The 13,969-nt window shown below is 71.7% G+C and carries 14 protein-coding genes and 1 pseudogene; 6 read left to right on the top strand and 9 right to left on the bottom strand.

Going from position 1 to position 13,969, the window contains the following annotated elements:
• Positions 1–334: pseudogene (locus IEX31_RS16490) on the bottom strand (hypothetical protein); the annotation flags it as partial.
• Between the two features lie 134 nt (positions 335–468).
• Here IEX31_RS16490 and IEX31_RS19350 point away from each other — a divergent pair.
• Positions 469–603: a hypothetical protein gene (locus IEX31_RS19350; RefSeq protein ID WP_268237008.1), complete on the top strand. Its 135-nt coding sequence runs from the start codon at positions 469–471 to the stop codon at positions 601–603.
• A 4-nt stretch (positions 604–607) separates the two neighbouring features.
• On the opposite strand, the gene IEX31_RS16485 is transcribed toward IEX31_RS19350, so the two are convergent.
• Both IEX31_RS16485 and IEX31_RS16480 read right to left on the bottom strand, forming a co-directional pair.
• Positions 608–2,788 carry a hypothetical protein gene (locus IEX31_RS16485; protein ID WP_188744493.1) on the bottom strand — a complete coding sequence of 727 codons (2,181 nt, stop codon included), beginning with the start codon at positions 2,786–2,788 and terminating at the stop codon, positions 608–610.
• Positions 2,789–2,913: 125 nt separating this feature from the next.
• A complete protein-coding gene (locus IEX31_RS16480) occupies positions 2,914–3,195 on the bottom strand; it encodes a hypothetical protein (protein ID WP_188744492.1) in 282 nt (93 codons plus the stop codon).
• A gap of 111 nt (positions 3,196–3,306) precedes the next feature.
• Here IEX31_RS16480 and IEX31_RS16475 point away from each other — a divergent pair, with 111 nt between their 5' ends.
• The gene (locus tag IEX31_RS16475; RefSeq protein ID WP_188744491.1) at positions 3,307–4,752 is read left to right on the top strand and encodes a maltokinase N-terminal cap-like domain-containing protein; all 1,446 of its coding nucleotides are present in this window, start codon (positions 3,307–3,309) and stop codon (positions 4,750–4,752) included.
• Positions 4,753–4,760: 8 nt separating this feature from the next.
• Here IEX31_RS16475 and IEX31_RS19345 read toward each other — a convergent pair whose 3' ends face one another.
• Together IEX31_RS19345 and IEX31_RS16470 are read right to left on the bottom strand one after the other, a co-directional pair.
• A complete protein-coding gene (locus IEX31_RS19345; RefSeq protein WP_268237007.1) occupies positions 4,761–4,892 on the bottom strand; it encodes a hypothetical protein in 132 nt (43 codons plus the stop codon).
• A gap of 142 nt (positions 4,893–5,034) precedes the next feature.
• A complete protein-coding gene (locus IEX31_RS16470) occupies positions 5,035–5,487 on the bottom strand; it encodes a methyltransferase family protein (protein WP_188744490.1) in 453 nt (150 codons plus the stop codon).
• Between the two features lie 97 nt (positions 5,488–5,584).
• Between IEX31_RS16470 and IEX31_RS16465 the strand changes: the two genes are divergently transcribed.
• Positions 5,585–6,187, top strand: coding sequence for a TetR/AcrR family transcriptional regulator (locus IEX31_RS16465; RefSeq protein ID WP_188744489.1), 603 nt, complete (start codon positions 5,585–5,587; stop codon positions 6,185–6,187).
• 37 nt (positions 6,188–6,224) lie between these two features.
• On the opposite strand, the gene IEX31_RS16460 is transcribed toward IEX31_RS16465, so the two are convergent.
• On the bottom strand, positions 6,225–6,638 hold the full coding sequence (locus tag IEX31_RS16460) for a nucleoside/nucleotide kinase family protein (RefSeq protein WP_188744488.1): 414 nt from the start codon (positions 6,636–6,638) through the stop codon (positions 6,225–6,227).
• 160 nt (positions 6,639–6,798) lie between these two features.
• The gene (locus tag IEX31_RS16455; RefSeq protein ID WP_188744487.1) at positions 6,799–7,161 is read right to left on the bottom strand and encodes a winged helix-turn-helix transcriptional regulator; all 363 of its coding nucleotides are present in this window, start codon (positions 7,159–7,161) and stop codon (positions 6,799–6,801) included.
• Positions 7,162–7,254: 93 nt separating this feature from the next.
• Between IEX31_RS16455 and IEX31_RS16450 the strand changes: the two genes are divergently transcribed.
• The 3 genes from IEX31_RS16450 to IEX31_RS16440 all read left to right on the top strand — a co-directional run bounded on the left by IEX31_RS16450 (position 7,255) and on the right by IEX31_RS16440 (position 11,259).
• A complete protein-coding gene (locus IEX31_RS16450) occupies positions 7,255–8,127 on the top strand; it encodes an SDR family oxidoreductase (protein ID WP_188744486.1) in 873 nt (290 codons plus the stop codon).
• A 245-nt stretch (positions 8,128–8,372) separates the two neighbouring features.
• Complete coding sequence (locus IEX31_RS16445; protein ID WP_188744496.1) at positions 8,373–8,738, top strand: pyridoxamine 5'-phosphate oxidase family protein; 366 nt, start codon at positions 8,373–8,375, stop codon at positions 8,736–8,738.
• A gap of 211 nt (positions 8,739–8,949) precedes the next feature.
• Entirely contained in the window at positions 8,950–11,259 is a 2,310-nt protein-coding gene (locus tag IEX31_RS16440; protein WP_229662440.1) for an immune inhibitor A domain-containing protein, read from the top strand.
• Between the two features lie 463 nt (positions 11,260–11,722).
• Here IEX31_RS16440 and IEX31_RS16435 read toward each other — a convergent pair whose 3' ends face one another.
• Positions 11,723–11,878 (bottom strand): hypothetical protein, encoded by a 156-nt coding sequence (locus IEX31_RS16435; protein ID WP_188744485.1) that lies wholly within the window; start codon positions 11,876–11,878, stop codon positions 11,723–11,725.
• A 424-nt stretch (positions 11,879–12,302) separates the two neighbouring features.
• Positions 12,303–13,709: an HNH endonuclease signature motif containing protein gene (locus IEX31_RS16430; RefSeq protein ID WP_188744484.1), complete on the bottom strand. Its 1,407-nt coding sequence runs from the start codon at positions 13,707–13,709 to the stop codon at positions 12,303–12,305.
• Positions 13,710–13,969: the final 260 nt, after the last annotated feature.

Genomic DNA, 13,969 nt, shown 5'->3' with positions numbered 1-13,969 from the left:
TCAGCTTCGCCGCATCAGTCCGGGAGGACCCCGTGGAGGCGGCGATCATCCGGACCGGGTTGTGGAACCCCTGCGCCCTGGCCAGGCTCGACTCACCCGCCTCCCTGGCCGACCGGGCCGACACCTCCGCGGCCACGCGGGCGAGGAGCGCCTCGGCATCACGTCGCACCCGGGCGATCGCGTCGGTCACCCGGACCAACCCGGCGTCGCTCATCTGTGCGACCTCGACCTGCGCCGCACCCCCGATCGCCCCGGACGACGGCAGGGCGCCGGCCCATGCCGCACGCAACGCCGCGACGTCACGTTCGAGGGTGTGCAGTGGCGGCTGGTTCATGATTCCATCCTGCATCGACCCACCGACATTCGTGCGAGCCACGAAACCACCACTGATCAGGCATATCCCCTGTGGACAACTCCGGCCGCAGCATCCCTGTGGAGGACAAGTGACGACGAAACCCGGACTGACGGATGTCGCGGCCGGCGCCCAGCTCGGGCATCTCGGTGCTCACCGTGCAACGGCGGGCGGCCGAGCTCATGGAGACGGCGGGCGTGACGACGCACATCCAGCTCGGCGCGGAGGCCGTGCGCCGCGCGTGGGTGTGACGCCTCACGTGCGGGGTCGCGCGAGGACACCGCCGATGTAGCCGAGCAGCGCGCCGACCCAGATGATCGGGAGCCCGAGCGTGAGCGCGGGCACGAAGGTGGTGATCGCCAGGAAGATCAGGAAGCCGGCCGACAGGAGCACGACGAGGATCGCCGACTTTCGCGTGAGTCCGCCCGCCTTGCCCGCCAGGCCGAAGATCATCATGACGGCGAGCACGAGGAGCAGGAGGCGCAGCGGCGGTTCGACGACCTGCGCGCCGACTGTGAGCGAGCTCATGGCGAGCAACTCGCGAATCCATTCCACGAACGGCAGCAGCGGCGGCAAGCCCTCGAACCACGGGCTCAGCGCGCCGATCGCCACGAGGATCGCGCCCACGATGACGAGCCACCTGCTCGCCGGGCCCCGCCGGTTCGGCGCGGTCTGGGTGAGCTCCGCGACGGCGCTGAGGCTCTGCATGCCGTCGGTCGCCTCGACCTCGAGCCGGCGCACTCCGACCTGGTTCGCGGGCGGGTGGGGGCTCGAGACGCTCAGCTGCGCCTGACCCACGGCTCCCGGACCGACCGCGAGTTGCGGCGGGGCGAACGTCGCGCGCGCGAGCCCGTCCTCCGATCGCGCCGAGAACGTGACGTGCAGCGGCTCGGCGCCGCGCCGGTTGTCGACGATGACCGCGAACCGCCCGTCGCGGCGCGTGCCGACATTCAGCTTCGGCGGCTCGACCTGCAGTTCCGCGGTTGTGATCGCGGCAGCGGAGGAGCTGATCTCGAGCACGCCGGATGCCTCGACATCGGTCGTGCCGTCCGACGCGACGACGGTGAACGGATGCGTCGCGGTGGTGCCCTTCGGCGGCAGGTTCGAGCGCACGCGGCCGTGCGCACGCGTGATGTGGCCGGGCACGGCGAGGAACCGCGCCGGCGCGAACGCGAAGGCGAGCCGGTGCTCGGGATCGTTGCCCGCGAGCGCGACGGTGACGCCGGAGTGGCCGCCGCGGTTGTCGATGTGCACGTCGAAGTCCGCGTCGATCGCGTCGGCCAGCCGGAGGGTGCTGGGCTGCAACCGCACGCGGATCGGCTGATCGACCGGGGCGGGTGCGGTGTGCTGCACGAGCGTGACGATCGCCGTGATCGGCCCCTCGTCGTTGGTGGCCGACAGTGACAGCTGGCGGTTCAGCTGCTGGCCGGGCGCGGGCTGCGGCGCCGCGAACGTCACAGCGACCTCGACCATGGCGCCGGCCGGCACTTCGACCACCTCGGGGGTGAACGCGAAGCGCACCACGCTCTCCGGATCGCTCCCCGACAGCCCGAACGTCTGCGGGTAGTTCGCTCCACGGTTGTCGAGCCGGAGCGAGAGCGAGCCCGACCCCGAGTCCTCGAGCCGGATGAGCGTCGGCCGCGCTTCGAGCGAGATCCGCGGTCCCCTCGGCGGCACGGTCACGTGCACGCCCGCGTCGACCGTGAGGCGCGGGTCCTCCATCGACCGCACCACGAACGTGACGGTGAGCCGTTGCGCGAGCACGAGCACGCCGGGCCGCATCGAGAGCGACACCGGCACCGTGCGGCGCTCACCCGGCATGAGGTGGGTGTCGGGGTGCGTGACCTCCAGCCAGGCCGGCGGTTCGACGGCCTCGATGACATAACCGTCGACGATCGTCGAGGTGTTCTCGATCGAGAGCTCGACCCGCGCGGGGTCATCCGGGGCGACCGTCACCTCGGGAGTCGCCACGTCCACGTCGGGCGGATCGAATCGGGACGGCTGCCGGTAGGGCGGCTCCGGCTCGCCGGCGGCGGTCGGGGCGGCGGCGGTCGGGGCGGCGGCGGTCGGGGCCGGGTCGGTCGGGGCCGGGTCGGTCGCAGTACCGCCGGACGTCGCGCCCGCGGGCGTCTGACTGCCGGGCGTCGTCGCGGCGGGGATCGTGATGACGGGCTCGGTCACCGCGCCCGAGCCATCGACGGCCCAGGCATCCGTCGCGGTTCCGGATGCCGGGGCCGCCCCACTCGCCTCGGGCGCACCGGTCGCCGCCATACCGGTCGGCACCGTGCCGACGACCCGGGGGATCGTGCCGGTGAGTGCGTCACCGCCGAGCGTGGAGCGCCCCACGTCCCAGCCGAGGTACGCGTCGCACGTCGCGCAGAAGCGGGCGTCGACGTCGTTCTTCGCGCCGCACGTCTCACAGGTGCGTTCGGCCATCCCCGTCCCTCCGGCCGTTGCAGCGCGACATCAGGATGTCGCGATACCGCCGATCGTACGAACCACTCCGAGCCTCCGGCCAGCCATATGCCTCAACGGGCACCGATCCCTGCCCACGACGCGCCTCAGGCCGCGGCCTTCAGCGGGCAGTAGACGACCGTCTTCGTCTGGTCGTCGGGCGTGCCGGGTGGGCTCCAGCACTCCTCCCACATGGTGGTCTCGTCGAGCTCGCGGCCCTTCTCGGCCATCGCCGGCCCCTCCCCGAGCAGGCCCTTCGGGCCGAGATGGGCCGCGACCTTCTCGAACGCCGAGCCCATGAACGTCGGGATCTCGCCGAACGTCGTGCGCCTGCGCACGACCGCCAGATCCTGCCGCGGCTGCTGGATGATGCGAACCTCGTAGGCCATCGAGACCTCCCCCGTGAGTCTTCCCGCCTCCCAGTATCGCCCGCGACACGCTCGGGCGGACCCCCCGGTCGGGTTCTCGACTTCGGATGCCGCCCGCCCTACTGTTCAGGCATGGACAGCGCCGTCGCCGCGATCGCCGCTTGGATGCCGCGGCAACGGTGGTGCGGCGGAAAGACCCATGCCCCCCGGCTCCGCCGGATCGGCGCGTTCGAGCTGCCGACGGCCGACCCCGACGCTCGCGTCCACGTGCGCACGCTGCTCCTCATGGACGACGCGTCGACACCGCCGATCCTCTACCAGTTGCCGGTGGTGGAGCGGCCCGAACGACTGCCGTCGCCCGCGGCATCCGACCATCTCATCGCGCGCCTGCCCGGGGGCGGGTTCCTCTACGACGGACCGTACGATCGCGCCTACACCGACGCGCTGCTCGCGCTGATCGTCGGCGAGGGTCAGGCGATCGCCGAAGGGGCGGATGCCGCGGGGCGGTACTCGGGTGGGGCAGGCGCGCCGCGAGCACCAGCCGCACCGGGCGACACGGCTGGACCGCCGCTCAGCGCCCCCGCCACGGTGGTCGGCGGCGAGCAGTCGAACACCTCGATCGTCTACCGTCCGGCGGATTCGGCGCCCGTCATCTGCAAGGTGTACCGGCAGTTGCATCACGGCGAGAATCCCGATGTCACGCTGCAGACGGCGCTCGCGGCATCCGGTTCGCGACACGTGCCGGCGAGCGTCGGACACGTCGTGGGCGAGTGGGACGACGTCGGGCAGGCCGACGGGCGCGCGCACGGACACCTCGCGTTCGCCCAGGAGTTCCTGCCGGGGGTGGCGGACGCGTGGCGCGTCGCCCTCGCCGCCGCCGCGGCGGACACCCCGTTCACCGAGGAGGCGCGTGAGCTCGGTGCAGCGGTCGCGGCCCTGCACCTCTCGCTCGGCGAGCTCTTCCCGTGCGAGGAGCCGTCGCCCGAGCTCATCGGCATGACCACCGGCGCGTGGGCGCGGCGGCTCGCGATCGCCGTCGCGGAGGTGCCGGAGCTCGCGCCGCGTCGCACGGAGATCGAGGCGATCTACGAACGGGCACGGGCGGGCGCATGGCCGCAGCTGCAGCGGATCCACGGCGACCTGCACCTCGGACAGGTGATCCTCGCACCCGAGCGGGGCTGGGTGATCCTCGACTTCGAGGGCGAGCCGATGCGTCCGATGGACGACCGCACGCGACCCGACCTGCCGGTGCGCGACGTCGCCGGCATGCTGCGCTCGTTCGACTACGTCGCGGGGTCGACGGCGATCGCCTTCCCCGAGCGCGCGTCCGCGGCGGCGCGGTGGGCGGATGCCTCGCGGCGGGCGTTCCTCGACGGGTACGTCGCGGCATCCGGCCTGGATCTCAGCGCGTACCGCGACCTGCTCGCCGCGTTCGAGCTCGACAAGGCGGTGTACGAGGCGATCTACGAGACCCGCAACCGCCCGACGTGGGCGGCGATCCCGCTGAGCGCGATCTCGAGCCTGCTCCAGTCGGAGCCGTTGCCGGCGTCGGAGCCGCGGACGGTCGAGCCCGCGTAGCCCGCTGCTCAGGCGAGGTCGACGACGGCGATGCCGAACGTCGAGGCCGCGCGCGCGAGCCGCTCGTCGAACGTCGCGAGTCCGGCACGGTTCGAACTCGGCGTCGAGATGCGCGCGGAAGAATCGCCCCGCTGCGGCATGGTGCGGGTCGCGGGACGACAGGTGCGCGATGACCACGCTCGCGTCGAGCGCGATCACTCGGGCCATTCGCCGCGCAACGTCTCGAGGTAGTCGGGTTCGTACACCACGTCGAGGCTGCCCGGCCGGCCGTGGCCGTCGAGGTCAGCGGATGCCGCGGGCGAACAGCAGCAACGGCGTGCGCGCCGCGTACTCGCGGTACTCGTCGCCGAACGCGTCGAGGAGGCGGCGCTGTTCGACATGCATCTTCGTGACGAGCACGGCGACCAGGAGCACCCAGATCACGACGAGCTCGATTCGCCCGCGCCAGAGCACCCAGCCGGCCGCGCCGATGAGGATGCCGAGGTAGATGGGGTTGCGCGTCCACCCGTAGATGCCGCCCGTGCGGAGCGGAGCGCCGGGCTTGGGCGCGACCCACGGCACCAGGTTCCGGCCGAGGGCCACGACGCCGGCGGTCGCAAGCCCCGCGCCGACGAGCGCGAGGAGCACCGCGCCGACAGTGATCCAGGGCGCACCCCACAGCGGCCGACCCGGCAGGAGTAGCAGGGCGAGCAGCAGGAACTGCGCCCACACCAACCAGTTCGCCCGGTCCCTCACGATCGCCTCCCTCGTCGAGCCCCATCCTCCCCCACTCAGGACCGGCTGCTACCGTGAGTGAACGCTCACCTTCCCGGCATCCCAAGGAGACGAACCCATGACCTCCTCGTCACCAGCCCGAGAGCGCATCCTCGACGCGGCCGCCACGGTGCTCAGCCAACGCGGCGTGGCCGGTGCGACGACCCGCGAACTCGCCCGCGCAGCGGGGTACTCCGAGGGCATGCTCTACAAGTACTTCACCGACAAGCAGCAGCTCTTCGTCGCGGTGCTCAGCGAGCGGATGCCCCGCATCGAGCTGCCCGCGGCATCCGACCGATCCGACCTGACGTCGTCGCTGGCGGGCATCGTCTCGGCGCTCCTCTCCTACTTCACGCGGACCTTCCCTCTCTCGGTGTCGATCTTCAGCGCCCCCGACCTGCTCGCCGAGCATCGCGACGGCGTGCGGGCGCACGGCGCCGGTCCCGAGGGCGTCGTGCCGCTCGTCGTCGGCCTCCTCGCCGAGGAGCAGGCGGCCGGCCGCATCCGCCCCGACGCCGACCTCGAGGCCGCCGCCCACCTGCTCGTGGGGCTCGCATTCCATCGGGCGTACCTCGCCGCCTACGAGGGCGAGATGGAGGTGACGGATGCCGCGGACTTCGCGCTCCGGGGCATCCGGCTCCTCGTGCCGGCGCTGGCACCGGCGCCCGACCAGCCGAGCTGAGCGGGCGAGGCCGAAAGGTCGCCGATGACCTCCGTGCTCACCGAGGCGGGATGCCCCTCCCTCGCCGCTCGGCGACCACCTCCCACGTGACGCCCGACACCACGAGGTCGGCGCGCTCACGGCCGGGCGCGATGCGCCGCGCGTTCGCGCCGTCGACCTCCGCCGCCCATGCCTGCGCCGCCTCGGGCGAGCGACCGAACTCGGTATGCCGGCGCACCAGGCGCGGCATCCGCTCGTCGTCGTCAGCGTCGCAGAACCACGCCTCATCGAGCAGGCCGCGCACGCGCCGCCACGGCTCGGACTCGTCGAGCACGTAGTCGCCCTCGACGACCACGATGCCGTGCGTCGGCGCGATGGCGATCTCCCCGGCCACCGGCTCGTCGACGTCGCGTTCGAACGCCGGCGCGTACACGGTGTGGTCGCGCTCGCGCCGCACCCGGCGGGCATGCATCCCAGCATGACGCAACCGCGCCTCGCTCCACTCCGAGCTGCGGTGCCGCGGTCTCATGTGACTCAGAACAGCCGCCGCTGCGCCACCCCTTCCGCGCCCTCGAGTTCGAGCAGGAACTGCCCCCCGTCCGGCGCGCCCGGCCGCTGGGGCACCGCGGCCATCAGCGCGAGATGATCCCGCTCGCCCGTGCCGCCACCCACTCCACGAGCGGCATCATGCGCTCCATGAGCTCCTCCCCGAGCGGGGTCAGCGCGTACTCGACCCGCGGCGGCACCTCGGGATACGACGTGCGCGCCACGAGCCCGTCGGCCTCGAGGGTGCGCAGCGTCGAGGCGAGCATCTTCTCGCTGACGCCCTGCACCTCGCGACGCAGTTCGCCCCACCGGCGGGTGCCGTCGGTGAGCGCGAGCAGCACGAGCACGCCCCACTTGCTCATGATGTGGTCGAGCACCACGCGCGTGGGGCACCCCTCCATGAACACTTCGCCCGAGCGTTCCCGGATCTCCGCAAGACTTACCACCATGTGGGTACATTACACCAAAGTGGGTACCATAAAACGGGAAGGTGAGCGGGAGACATCCGGTTGCAGTCGATGACTCCAACCGGAAGGACCATCATGACCATCCTCGTGACCGCCGCCTCGGGCCAGCTCGGCCGCCTCGTCGTCGACGCGCTGCTCGCCCGCGGCGCCGACCCCGCCGACGTCATCGCGACCGCCCGCGACACGTCGAAGCTCGCCGACGTCGCGGCTCGCGGCATCCGCACCGCCGAACTCGACTACGACCGCCCCGAGACCATCGCCGCCGCCCTTGAGGGCGTCGACGCCGTGCTGCTCATCTCGGGATCCGAGCCCGGCAAGCGGCTCGACGGGCACCGGAACGTCATCGACGCCGCCAAGGCCGCCGGCGTCGCGAAGCTCGTCTACACGAGCGCGCCGCACGCCACCACCACGAACCTCGTGCTCACGCCCGACCACAAGGCCACCGAGGAGGCCATCGCGGCGTCGGGCGTCCCGGCCGTGATCGTGCGTCACAACTGGTACACCGAGAACTACGCATCGGATGTCTCGCTCGCCGCGTCGACCGGCGTGATCGCGTCGTCCGTGGGCGACGGGCGAGTGGCCAGCGCCACCCGCGCCGACTTCGCCGAGGGTGCCGCCGTCGTGCTCCTCGAAGGCGGGCACCTCGGCCAGGTCTACGAGTTCTCGGGCGACGACGCCTGGAGCTTCGACGACCTCGCGGACGCGGCCTCCCAGATCGTGGGACGCGAGGTCGTCTACTCGCCGCTCACGACCGAGGAGCGCCTCGCGGGCCTGCAGGCGGCCGGACTCGACGAGGGCACGGCCGGGTTCGTCGCGGCGCTCGAGTCCGGCATTCGCGAGGGCGCACTCGCCGACGCCGACCCCACGCTGGCGCGGCTCATCGGCCGGCCGACGACGCCCCTTGTGGAGGGCCTGCGCGCCGTCGTGCGTGTCGGCGCCGCGGCCTGAGCCCGGTGCGAGGGGTGGGCGTGACGCCCACCCCTCGCACCATGCCGTGCCCCCTCGACCGTGTCGTGTGTCCCCTCGGCCATGTCGGCGACCCCCTCGGCCATGTCGGCGGCCCCCTCGGCCATGTCGGCGGCCCCTCGGCCATGTCGGCGGCCCCGCGCACGTTGGCGGCATGAGCAGCGAACTCCTCGACCCCGCCATGCCCGAGCACGAGAAGGCCCTCGGCAAGCTCGACCGCGACCTCAATCTGCTGGTTCGTCACCACCCATCCCGACGGTCGACCGCACGCCGTGCCGGTGTGGTTCTTCTGGCACGACGGCAGGGCGCTCGTGTTCAGCCGGCCCGACGCCGTGAAGGTGGAGCACGTCCGTCGCGGCTCGCCGGTGCTCGTGCATCTCGAGAGCGGTCGCTTCGGCAACGACGTCGTCGTGCTCACCGGCACGGCGCAGATCTCGAGCCGCAGTGCCGCCGAGGTGATCACCGAATTCCGAGACGCCTACGAGTCGAAGTACGCCGAGGCGATCACCGACTACGGCATGTCGCTCGACGCCATCTCCGAGATGTTCAACACGCCGATCGTGTTCACCCCCGAGCGCCTGATGGCGTGGTGACGCGGGCGCGGCATCCGCCCGGGCCGCGCGCGAGGCGGGAATCCGGGACGGTCGAGACATCCGCTCGCGCTCGGTCGGGGCGCGCCGCCGAAGCTGCGAAATCCTCAGAAAGATGACTGCGGTCAACCTCTTCCCCTCCCCCGAACGGGGGTGCTAGCGTGACCGCACCATGCCCGGCGATCCCGGGCGCTTTTCTGTGAAGGAGAACCTCGTGAAACGACGCACGCGGGGCATGCTCGCCGCCGCTACGGCGGGTGCCACGGTGATCGCCGGAGCGGCCCTCGGGCCGGCCGCGATCGCAGCGCCGGCCGACAGCCCCACCTCGGACCAGGCCACGGCCCAACGCCTCGACAACCGTCCGGGCCCGCTCACCGCCCGCCAGGACGAACGCCGAAAGGCGGCGCAGGAGCTGATCCTCTCCGGTCGGGCCGCCCCCGACGAAGACGGCGTGGTGCAGCTCGCCGAGGACAAGTACTACGAGGCCGCCGTCACCGGCACCGGCCGGCTGTTCACGATCCTCTCCGAGTTCGGCGACCAGGGCAGCGGCAAGCTCGGCACCACGCCCGGGCCGCTGCACAACGAGATCCCCGAGCCCGATCGCGCCGTGAACAACAGCACGCACTGGGCACCCGACTTCACGACCGCCTACTACGAGGAGCTGTTCTTCGGCGACGGCGACCCGGCGACCACCGAGGAGTCGTTCGCCGACTTCTACTCCAAGCAGTCGTCGGGCAACTACACGGTCGCCGGCGAGGTCAGCGACTGGGTGCGGGTGCCGGGCAACGCGTCGAGCTACGGCGACAACAGCGTCGAGGACGCCGGCGGCGCCTGGCAGTTCATCGAGGACTCCGGCAACGCCTGGTACCAGACCCAGGTCACGGCCGGAAAGACCGTCGACGAGATCCAGGCCGAGCTCGCGACGTTCGACGTGTGGGACAGGTACGACCACGACAACGACGGCAACTTCGACGAGCCCGACGGGTACCTCGACCACTTCCAGGCGGTGCACGCCGGCGAGGGCGAGGATGCAGGCGGCGGCGCGCAGGGCGCGGACGCCATCTGGTCGCACCGGTGGTACGTCAACTCCACCGACTACGGCGTGACCGGCCCCTCCGATCAGGCGCTCTTCGGTGGTGCCCAGATCGGCGACACCGGCTACTGGATCGGCGACTACACGGTCGAGGCGGAGAACGGCGGCCTCGGCGTGTTCGCGCACGAGTACGCGCACGACCTCGGCCTGCCCGACCTCTACGACACGGCAGGCGGCGAGAACTCGACCGCGTTCTGGACGCTCATGTCGAGCGGTTCGTGGCTCGGCCACGGCCCCGACGACATCGGCACGACGCCCAACTACATGGGTCCGTGGGAGAAGCTCCAGCTCGGATGGCTCGACTACGCGGTGGTCGACCAGGGCGGCAGCGGCTCGTACACGCTGAGCCCCGCCGCGCTGCAGACCGACGGCCAGGAGCAGGCGCTCGTCATCGACGTGCCCGACGAGGGCATCGAGACCAGCTACACGACGCCCGCCTCGGGCAGCAACGCCTGGTGGACCTCCAGCGCCGACGACCTCAACACCACCCTCGCGCGCACGCTCGACCTCACGGGCGTCTCGAAGGCGACGGTGACGGCCAAGGCGTGGTACGACATCGAGGCCGGCTACGACTACCTGTACGCCGAGTACAAGGATGCCTCGGGCAAGTGGATCCAGATCGGCCAGCCGATCGACGGCACGACGAACGGACGTTGGTCGACCCTCCGGTTCACGGTGCCCGGCGGCGGCCCGGTCGACTTCCGGTTCCGGTACCAGAGCGACGGCGGCGTGCACCTCGCGGGTGCGTTCATCGACGACATCGTCGTGAAGAGCGGTGGAACGACGATCCTCACCGACGACGTCGAGTCAGGCAAGGGCGAGTGGGTCGCCGATGGCGGCTTCACGATCAGCACCGGAACGGAGACCTCGGTCGGCGACCGGTACTATCTCGTCGAGAACCGCACGTACGTCGACTACGATGCGACGCTCGAGACCGGACCGTACCAGTTCAGCAAGGGATTCACTGCGCCCGACTGGGTGGAGCGGTTCCCATACCAGGACGGCATGCTCGTGTGGGCGGTCGACGAGACCTACACCGACAACAACACGATCGACCACCCGGGTCACGGCCTCGCACTCCCGGTGGACGCGCGCCCGGTGAAGTTCACGTATCCCGACGGCACGGCGCCGAGCAACCGCCGCCAGCCGTTCGATGCGACCTTCGGCACCCAGACCCTCGATGCCGTGGCATTGCACAAGGAGGTCCTGGTCGGCCACGGCCCGAACCAGACGGTCGAGACGGTCGCCGCCGTCGGCTCCGACGGCACCGAGACGCAGGCGCCGACGTTCTCGGATGCCACGGAGGACACCTACTTCAGCTCGACCAACCCGCTCGGCGGCGTCTACGTCGCCGGCCACGGCGTGACCGTGACGGTGACCAGCCAGAACACCGGCGGCATCATGACGGTCGACGTGGCGAACCCGGAGTAGTCCGCGGCATCCTGCACCTCGCGACGCGGGTGGGCCCGTCTCCTCGGAGGCGGGCCCACCTACGGCGAGGCTGTCACGGCCAACGTCAGCGGCCTCATCGCCGCGAGCCATCCCGAACAGGTCATGGGCATCGTCCCGACGCACGCGCACTTCCCGTCCGATGAGGAGCGCGTGGCGCTGACGGATGCCGCGGAGCGCGCCTTCTCCGCCGAGCTCGCGGCACGGCACGGCACCGATGGCGCCTACGGGCACGTGCAGGCCACTCGCCCCGACACGCTCGCCGCCGCGCTCAACGATTCGCCTGCGGGCCTCGTCGACTGGCTTCGAGAAGCTCGTGGAGTGGAGCGACACCCCGGCGGGCGATCTCTCGGCGGTCGAGCGCCACATCTCGCGCGAGCGCATCCTCACCGAGGCGATGATCTACTGGGTCACGCAGAGCATCGGGTCGTCGTTCCGCCCCGTACTACGAGGGCGACGCCGACCAGGCTGGACCGATCCCGCCGACGTCGGTGCCCGCGCGGTCTTCATCGAGCGCCACGAGGCCGGCCACCCCGAGTCGCTCGCCCGCTCGCACTACCGCGACCTGCGCGTGTTCGACCGGCTCGCCGACGGCGGCCATTTCGCGGTCGCCGAGGTGCCCGACGAGGTGGTGGCGCGGGTCCGGGCGTTCGTGGGCTCGCTGGGGCGAGGGCCGTCTCGGGGCGAGTCGCGGCGGCTCCGGCGACGTGGCGGCGGCACGCGTTCATCGGAAGACGTGTGCTCGGGCGTGCCTGCTCCACGAGGCATCCGCCGTGCGCGCCGTCGTGTCGAGTTGCACGGCGAGCGCGAGGCAGAGCCGGTCGGCGAGCGAGAGGTTCTGTGCGGTGAGCCAGAGCTCAGCGGCGAGGACGGAGCCATCGACCGCTTCGGGCCGGCGGTCGGCCTCGGCGCTGCGGAGGCGGGCCGGCGGCCTTCAGCGGACACAACGAGCTCTGGTTCCAGGGGCATCCGCCGGATGCCGCGGACGCCGCCCAGCTGGCACATCACACCGCCCAGCACAGCGGTCACGCTGCCGGGTGCGCTTCACGCTCCTCACGCCGATCGGCGAGCCGGGTCGGCGACACCGTGCTGGCGCGCCATCCGCCGCCGGGGTCGAGCCAGGCGGGCGGTCGAACGTGGGGAACACCGCGGATCATGCGGATGCCCCACCCCGAGGTATCGATCGTGCGGTGATGGAACCAGCACAACAACACCCCATTGTCGGGGTGCGTCGGACCACCGTCGACATCGGGGATGACATGGTGGATCTCTACCCACGCCGCCGGGATCGAACAGCCCGGGATGATGCATCCGCCGTCGCGCAGGGTGATCGCCCGCCGTTGGTGCGCGGTGAAGCACCGCTCGGGCGATCCGAGGCGCATGATGCGGCCGGCGTCGTCGAAGACCACCGTCTGGGTACCGCCGGTGCAGATCATGTGCTTGGCTGCGCGCAGCGCGATCGGGAGGCCGCTGCCGTCGGCGTGCGCGACGCCACGGTCGGCGGCCAGGTCGGACGCCCGCACACTCACCAGCACGGTCGGTGCCGCGCCTCCGATCGTCGGGTGCTCCCCAGAGCGGGCCGCGGTGTCGACGACCGCGGCGAGCACGTCGTGCCGCTGCTGATCGGCGCTGCGCTGCTCACCGGACGCGGAGAAGTGCGCGGCCTGCTCGTCGGTCATGAAGCCGGTGCCCGAGCGCGGCGACAGGTGCGCGTCGAACAGCCGGTTCAGCTTGGCAGCCACCTCGGGCATGAGCTCTCCGGTGATGGCGACGAGCCCGTCGCGTGCCCGACCGAGGCGCACGCCGCGGCGTCGCATCGCACGTTCGTCGTCGGGTTCGCACCCGTCGGGATCGAGGAACACCGACCACGCCTGCGCCTGCACGCGCAGCTCGTCGGCCGTGCAGCGCACGGGCGCGCCGTCGCCGTCGCCCGTCGCCTCGGCGACGAGCGCCTGCTCGGCGACGCGGAGCGCCGCCGGATCGGCGACCGGCCGAGCACGTTCGAGCTCGCGAATGATCGTGCCCGCGGCATCCGCCCCCAACCGGCCCTGCCCGAGCGCGTCGGCGATCACCGGATACCTCGCCTCGAACGGCTCACCGCTCAGGCCCGTCTGCGCACGCGTCGCCACGCCGAGCGCGATGCGCCGCCGCGCCTCGGCACCCGACACCTGAGTGACGCGCTCGAGCAGTTCGGCAGCCGACCGACACCCCCGCCGCGTCGCCAACCGCTGCTCGCCGAGCTCGAGTCGCGATCGCTCGGCGACCTCGCCCGCCACGGCGGCCCGGTCCGCATCGACGAGCCGTCCGACGGCCTCGAGCGCTCCGGCGGCGAGCAGGAGCTCGTCGTCTGACCACGCGGATGCCGCGTCGAAGTCGAGCGCCGCGGCGAGTGCCGCACCGAGTTGCTCGAGCACATCGCGTGTGGTGGTCATGCGTCCATCCTGCCGCGACCCACCGACATTGGAATCGCGCGAAAATCCCTGTTCAGCCTGTGAATAAGTCACATGGAAAGCGCCCTGTGGAGGACGAGTCATGCGACGCCGACCGACTCCGGATGTCACACTTCGCCGCCCTATGGGGTCGTATGAGTGAACCCATCACGAGGAGCTCCGCATGCGCAGCACCACAGGCGGGGGCGGCCGACCCACCGGCCGACTGACCGACCGCCCGACCGACCGCCTGACCGCCTCGC

The sequence above is a fragment of the Agromyces bauzanensis genome, assembly GCF_014645655.1.
Classification (GTDB): Bacteria; Actinomycetota; Actinomycetes; order Actinomycetales; family Microbacteriaceae; genus Agromyces; species Agromyces bauzanensis.
Note: the sequence above shows the minus strand (reverse complement) of the source record. Positions and strands in the feature narration are given on the sequence as shown.

Coding starts and splice junctions, on each gene's coding strand:
- IEX31_RS16450 (WP_188744486.1), top strand. CDS start 7,255: ATGACCATCCTCGTGACCGCCGCCTCGGGCCAGCTCGGCCGCCTCGTC.
- IEX31_RS16430 (WP_188744484.1), bottom strand. CDS start 13,709: ATGACCACCACACGCGATGTGCTCGAGCAACTCGGTGCGGCACTCGCC.
- IEX31_RS19345 (WP_268237007.1), bottom strand. CDS start 4,892: ATGCCGCAGCGGGGCGATTCTTCCGCGCGCATCTCGACGCCGAGTTCG.
- IEX31_RS16435 (WP_188744485.1), bottom strand. CDS start 11,878: ATGGCCGCCGTCGGCGAGCCGGTCGAACACGCGCAGGTCGCGGTAGTG.
- IEX31_RS16465 (WP_188744489.1), top strand. CDS start 5,585: ATGACCTCCTCGTCACCAGCCCGAGAGCGCATCCTCGACGCGGCCGCC.
- IEX31_RS19350 (WP_268237008.1), top strand. CDS start 469: ATGTCGCGGCCGGCGCCCAGCTCGGGCATCTCGGTGCTCACCGTGCAA.
- IEX31_RS16475 (WP_188744491.1), top strand. CDS start 3,307: ATGGACAGCGCCGTCGCCGCGATCGCCGCTTGGATGCCGCGGCAACGG.
- IEX31_RS16460 (WP_188744488.1), bottom strand. CDS start 6,638: ATGCATGCCCGCCGGGTGCGGCGCGAGCGCGACCACACCGTGTACGCG.
- IEX31_RS16455 (WP_188744487.1), bottom strand. CDS start 7,161: ATGGTGGTAAGTCTTGCGGAGATCCGGGAACGCTCGGGCGAAGTGTTC.
- IEX31_RS16485 (WP_188744493.1), bottom strand. CDS start 2,788: ATGGCCGAACGCACCTGTGAGACGTGCGGCGCGAAGAACGACGTCGAC.
- IEX31_RS16480 (WP_188744492.1), bottom strand. CDS start 3,195: ATGGCCTACGAGGTTCGCATCATCCAGCAGCCGCGGCAGGATCTGGCG.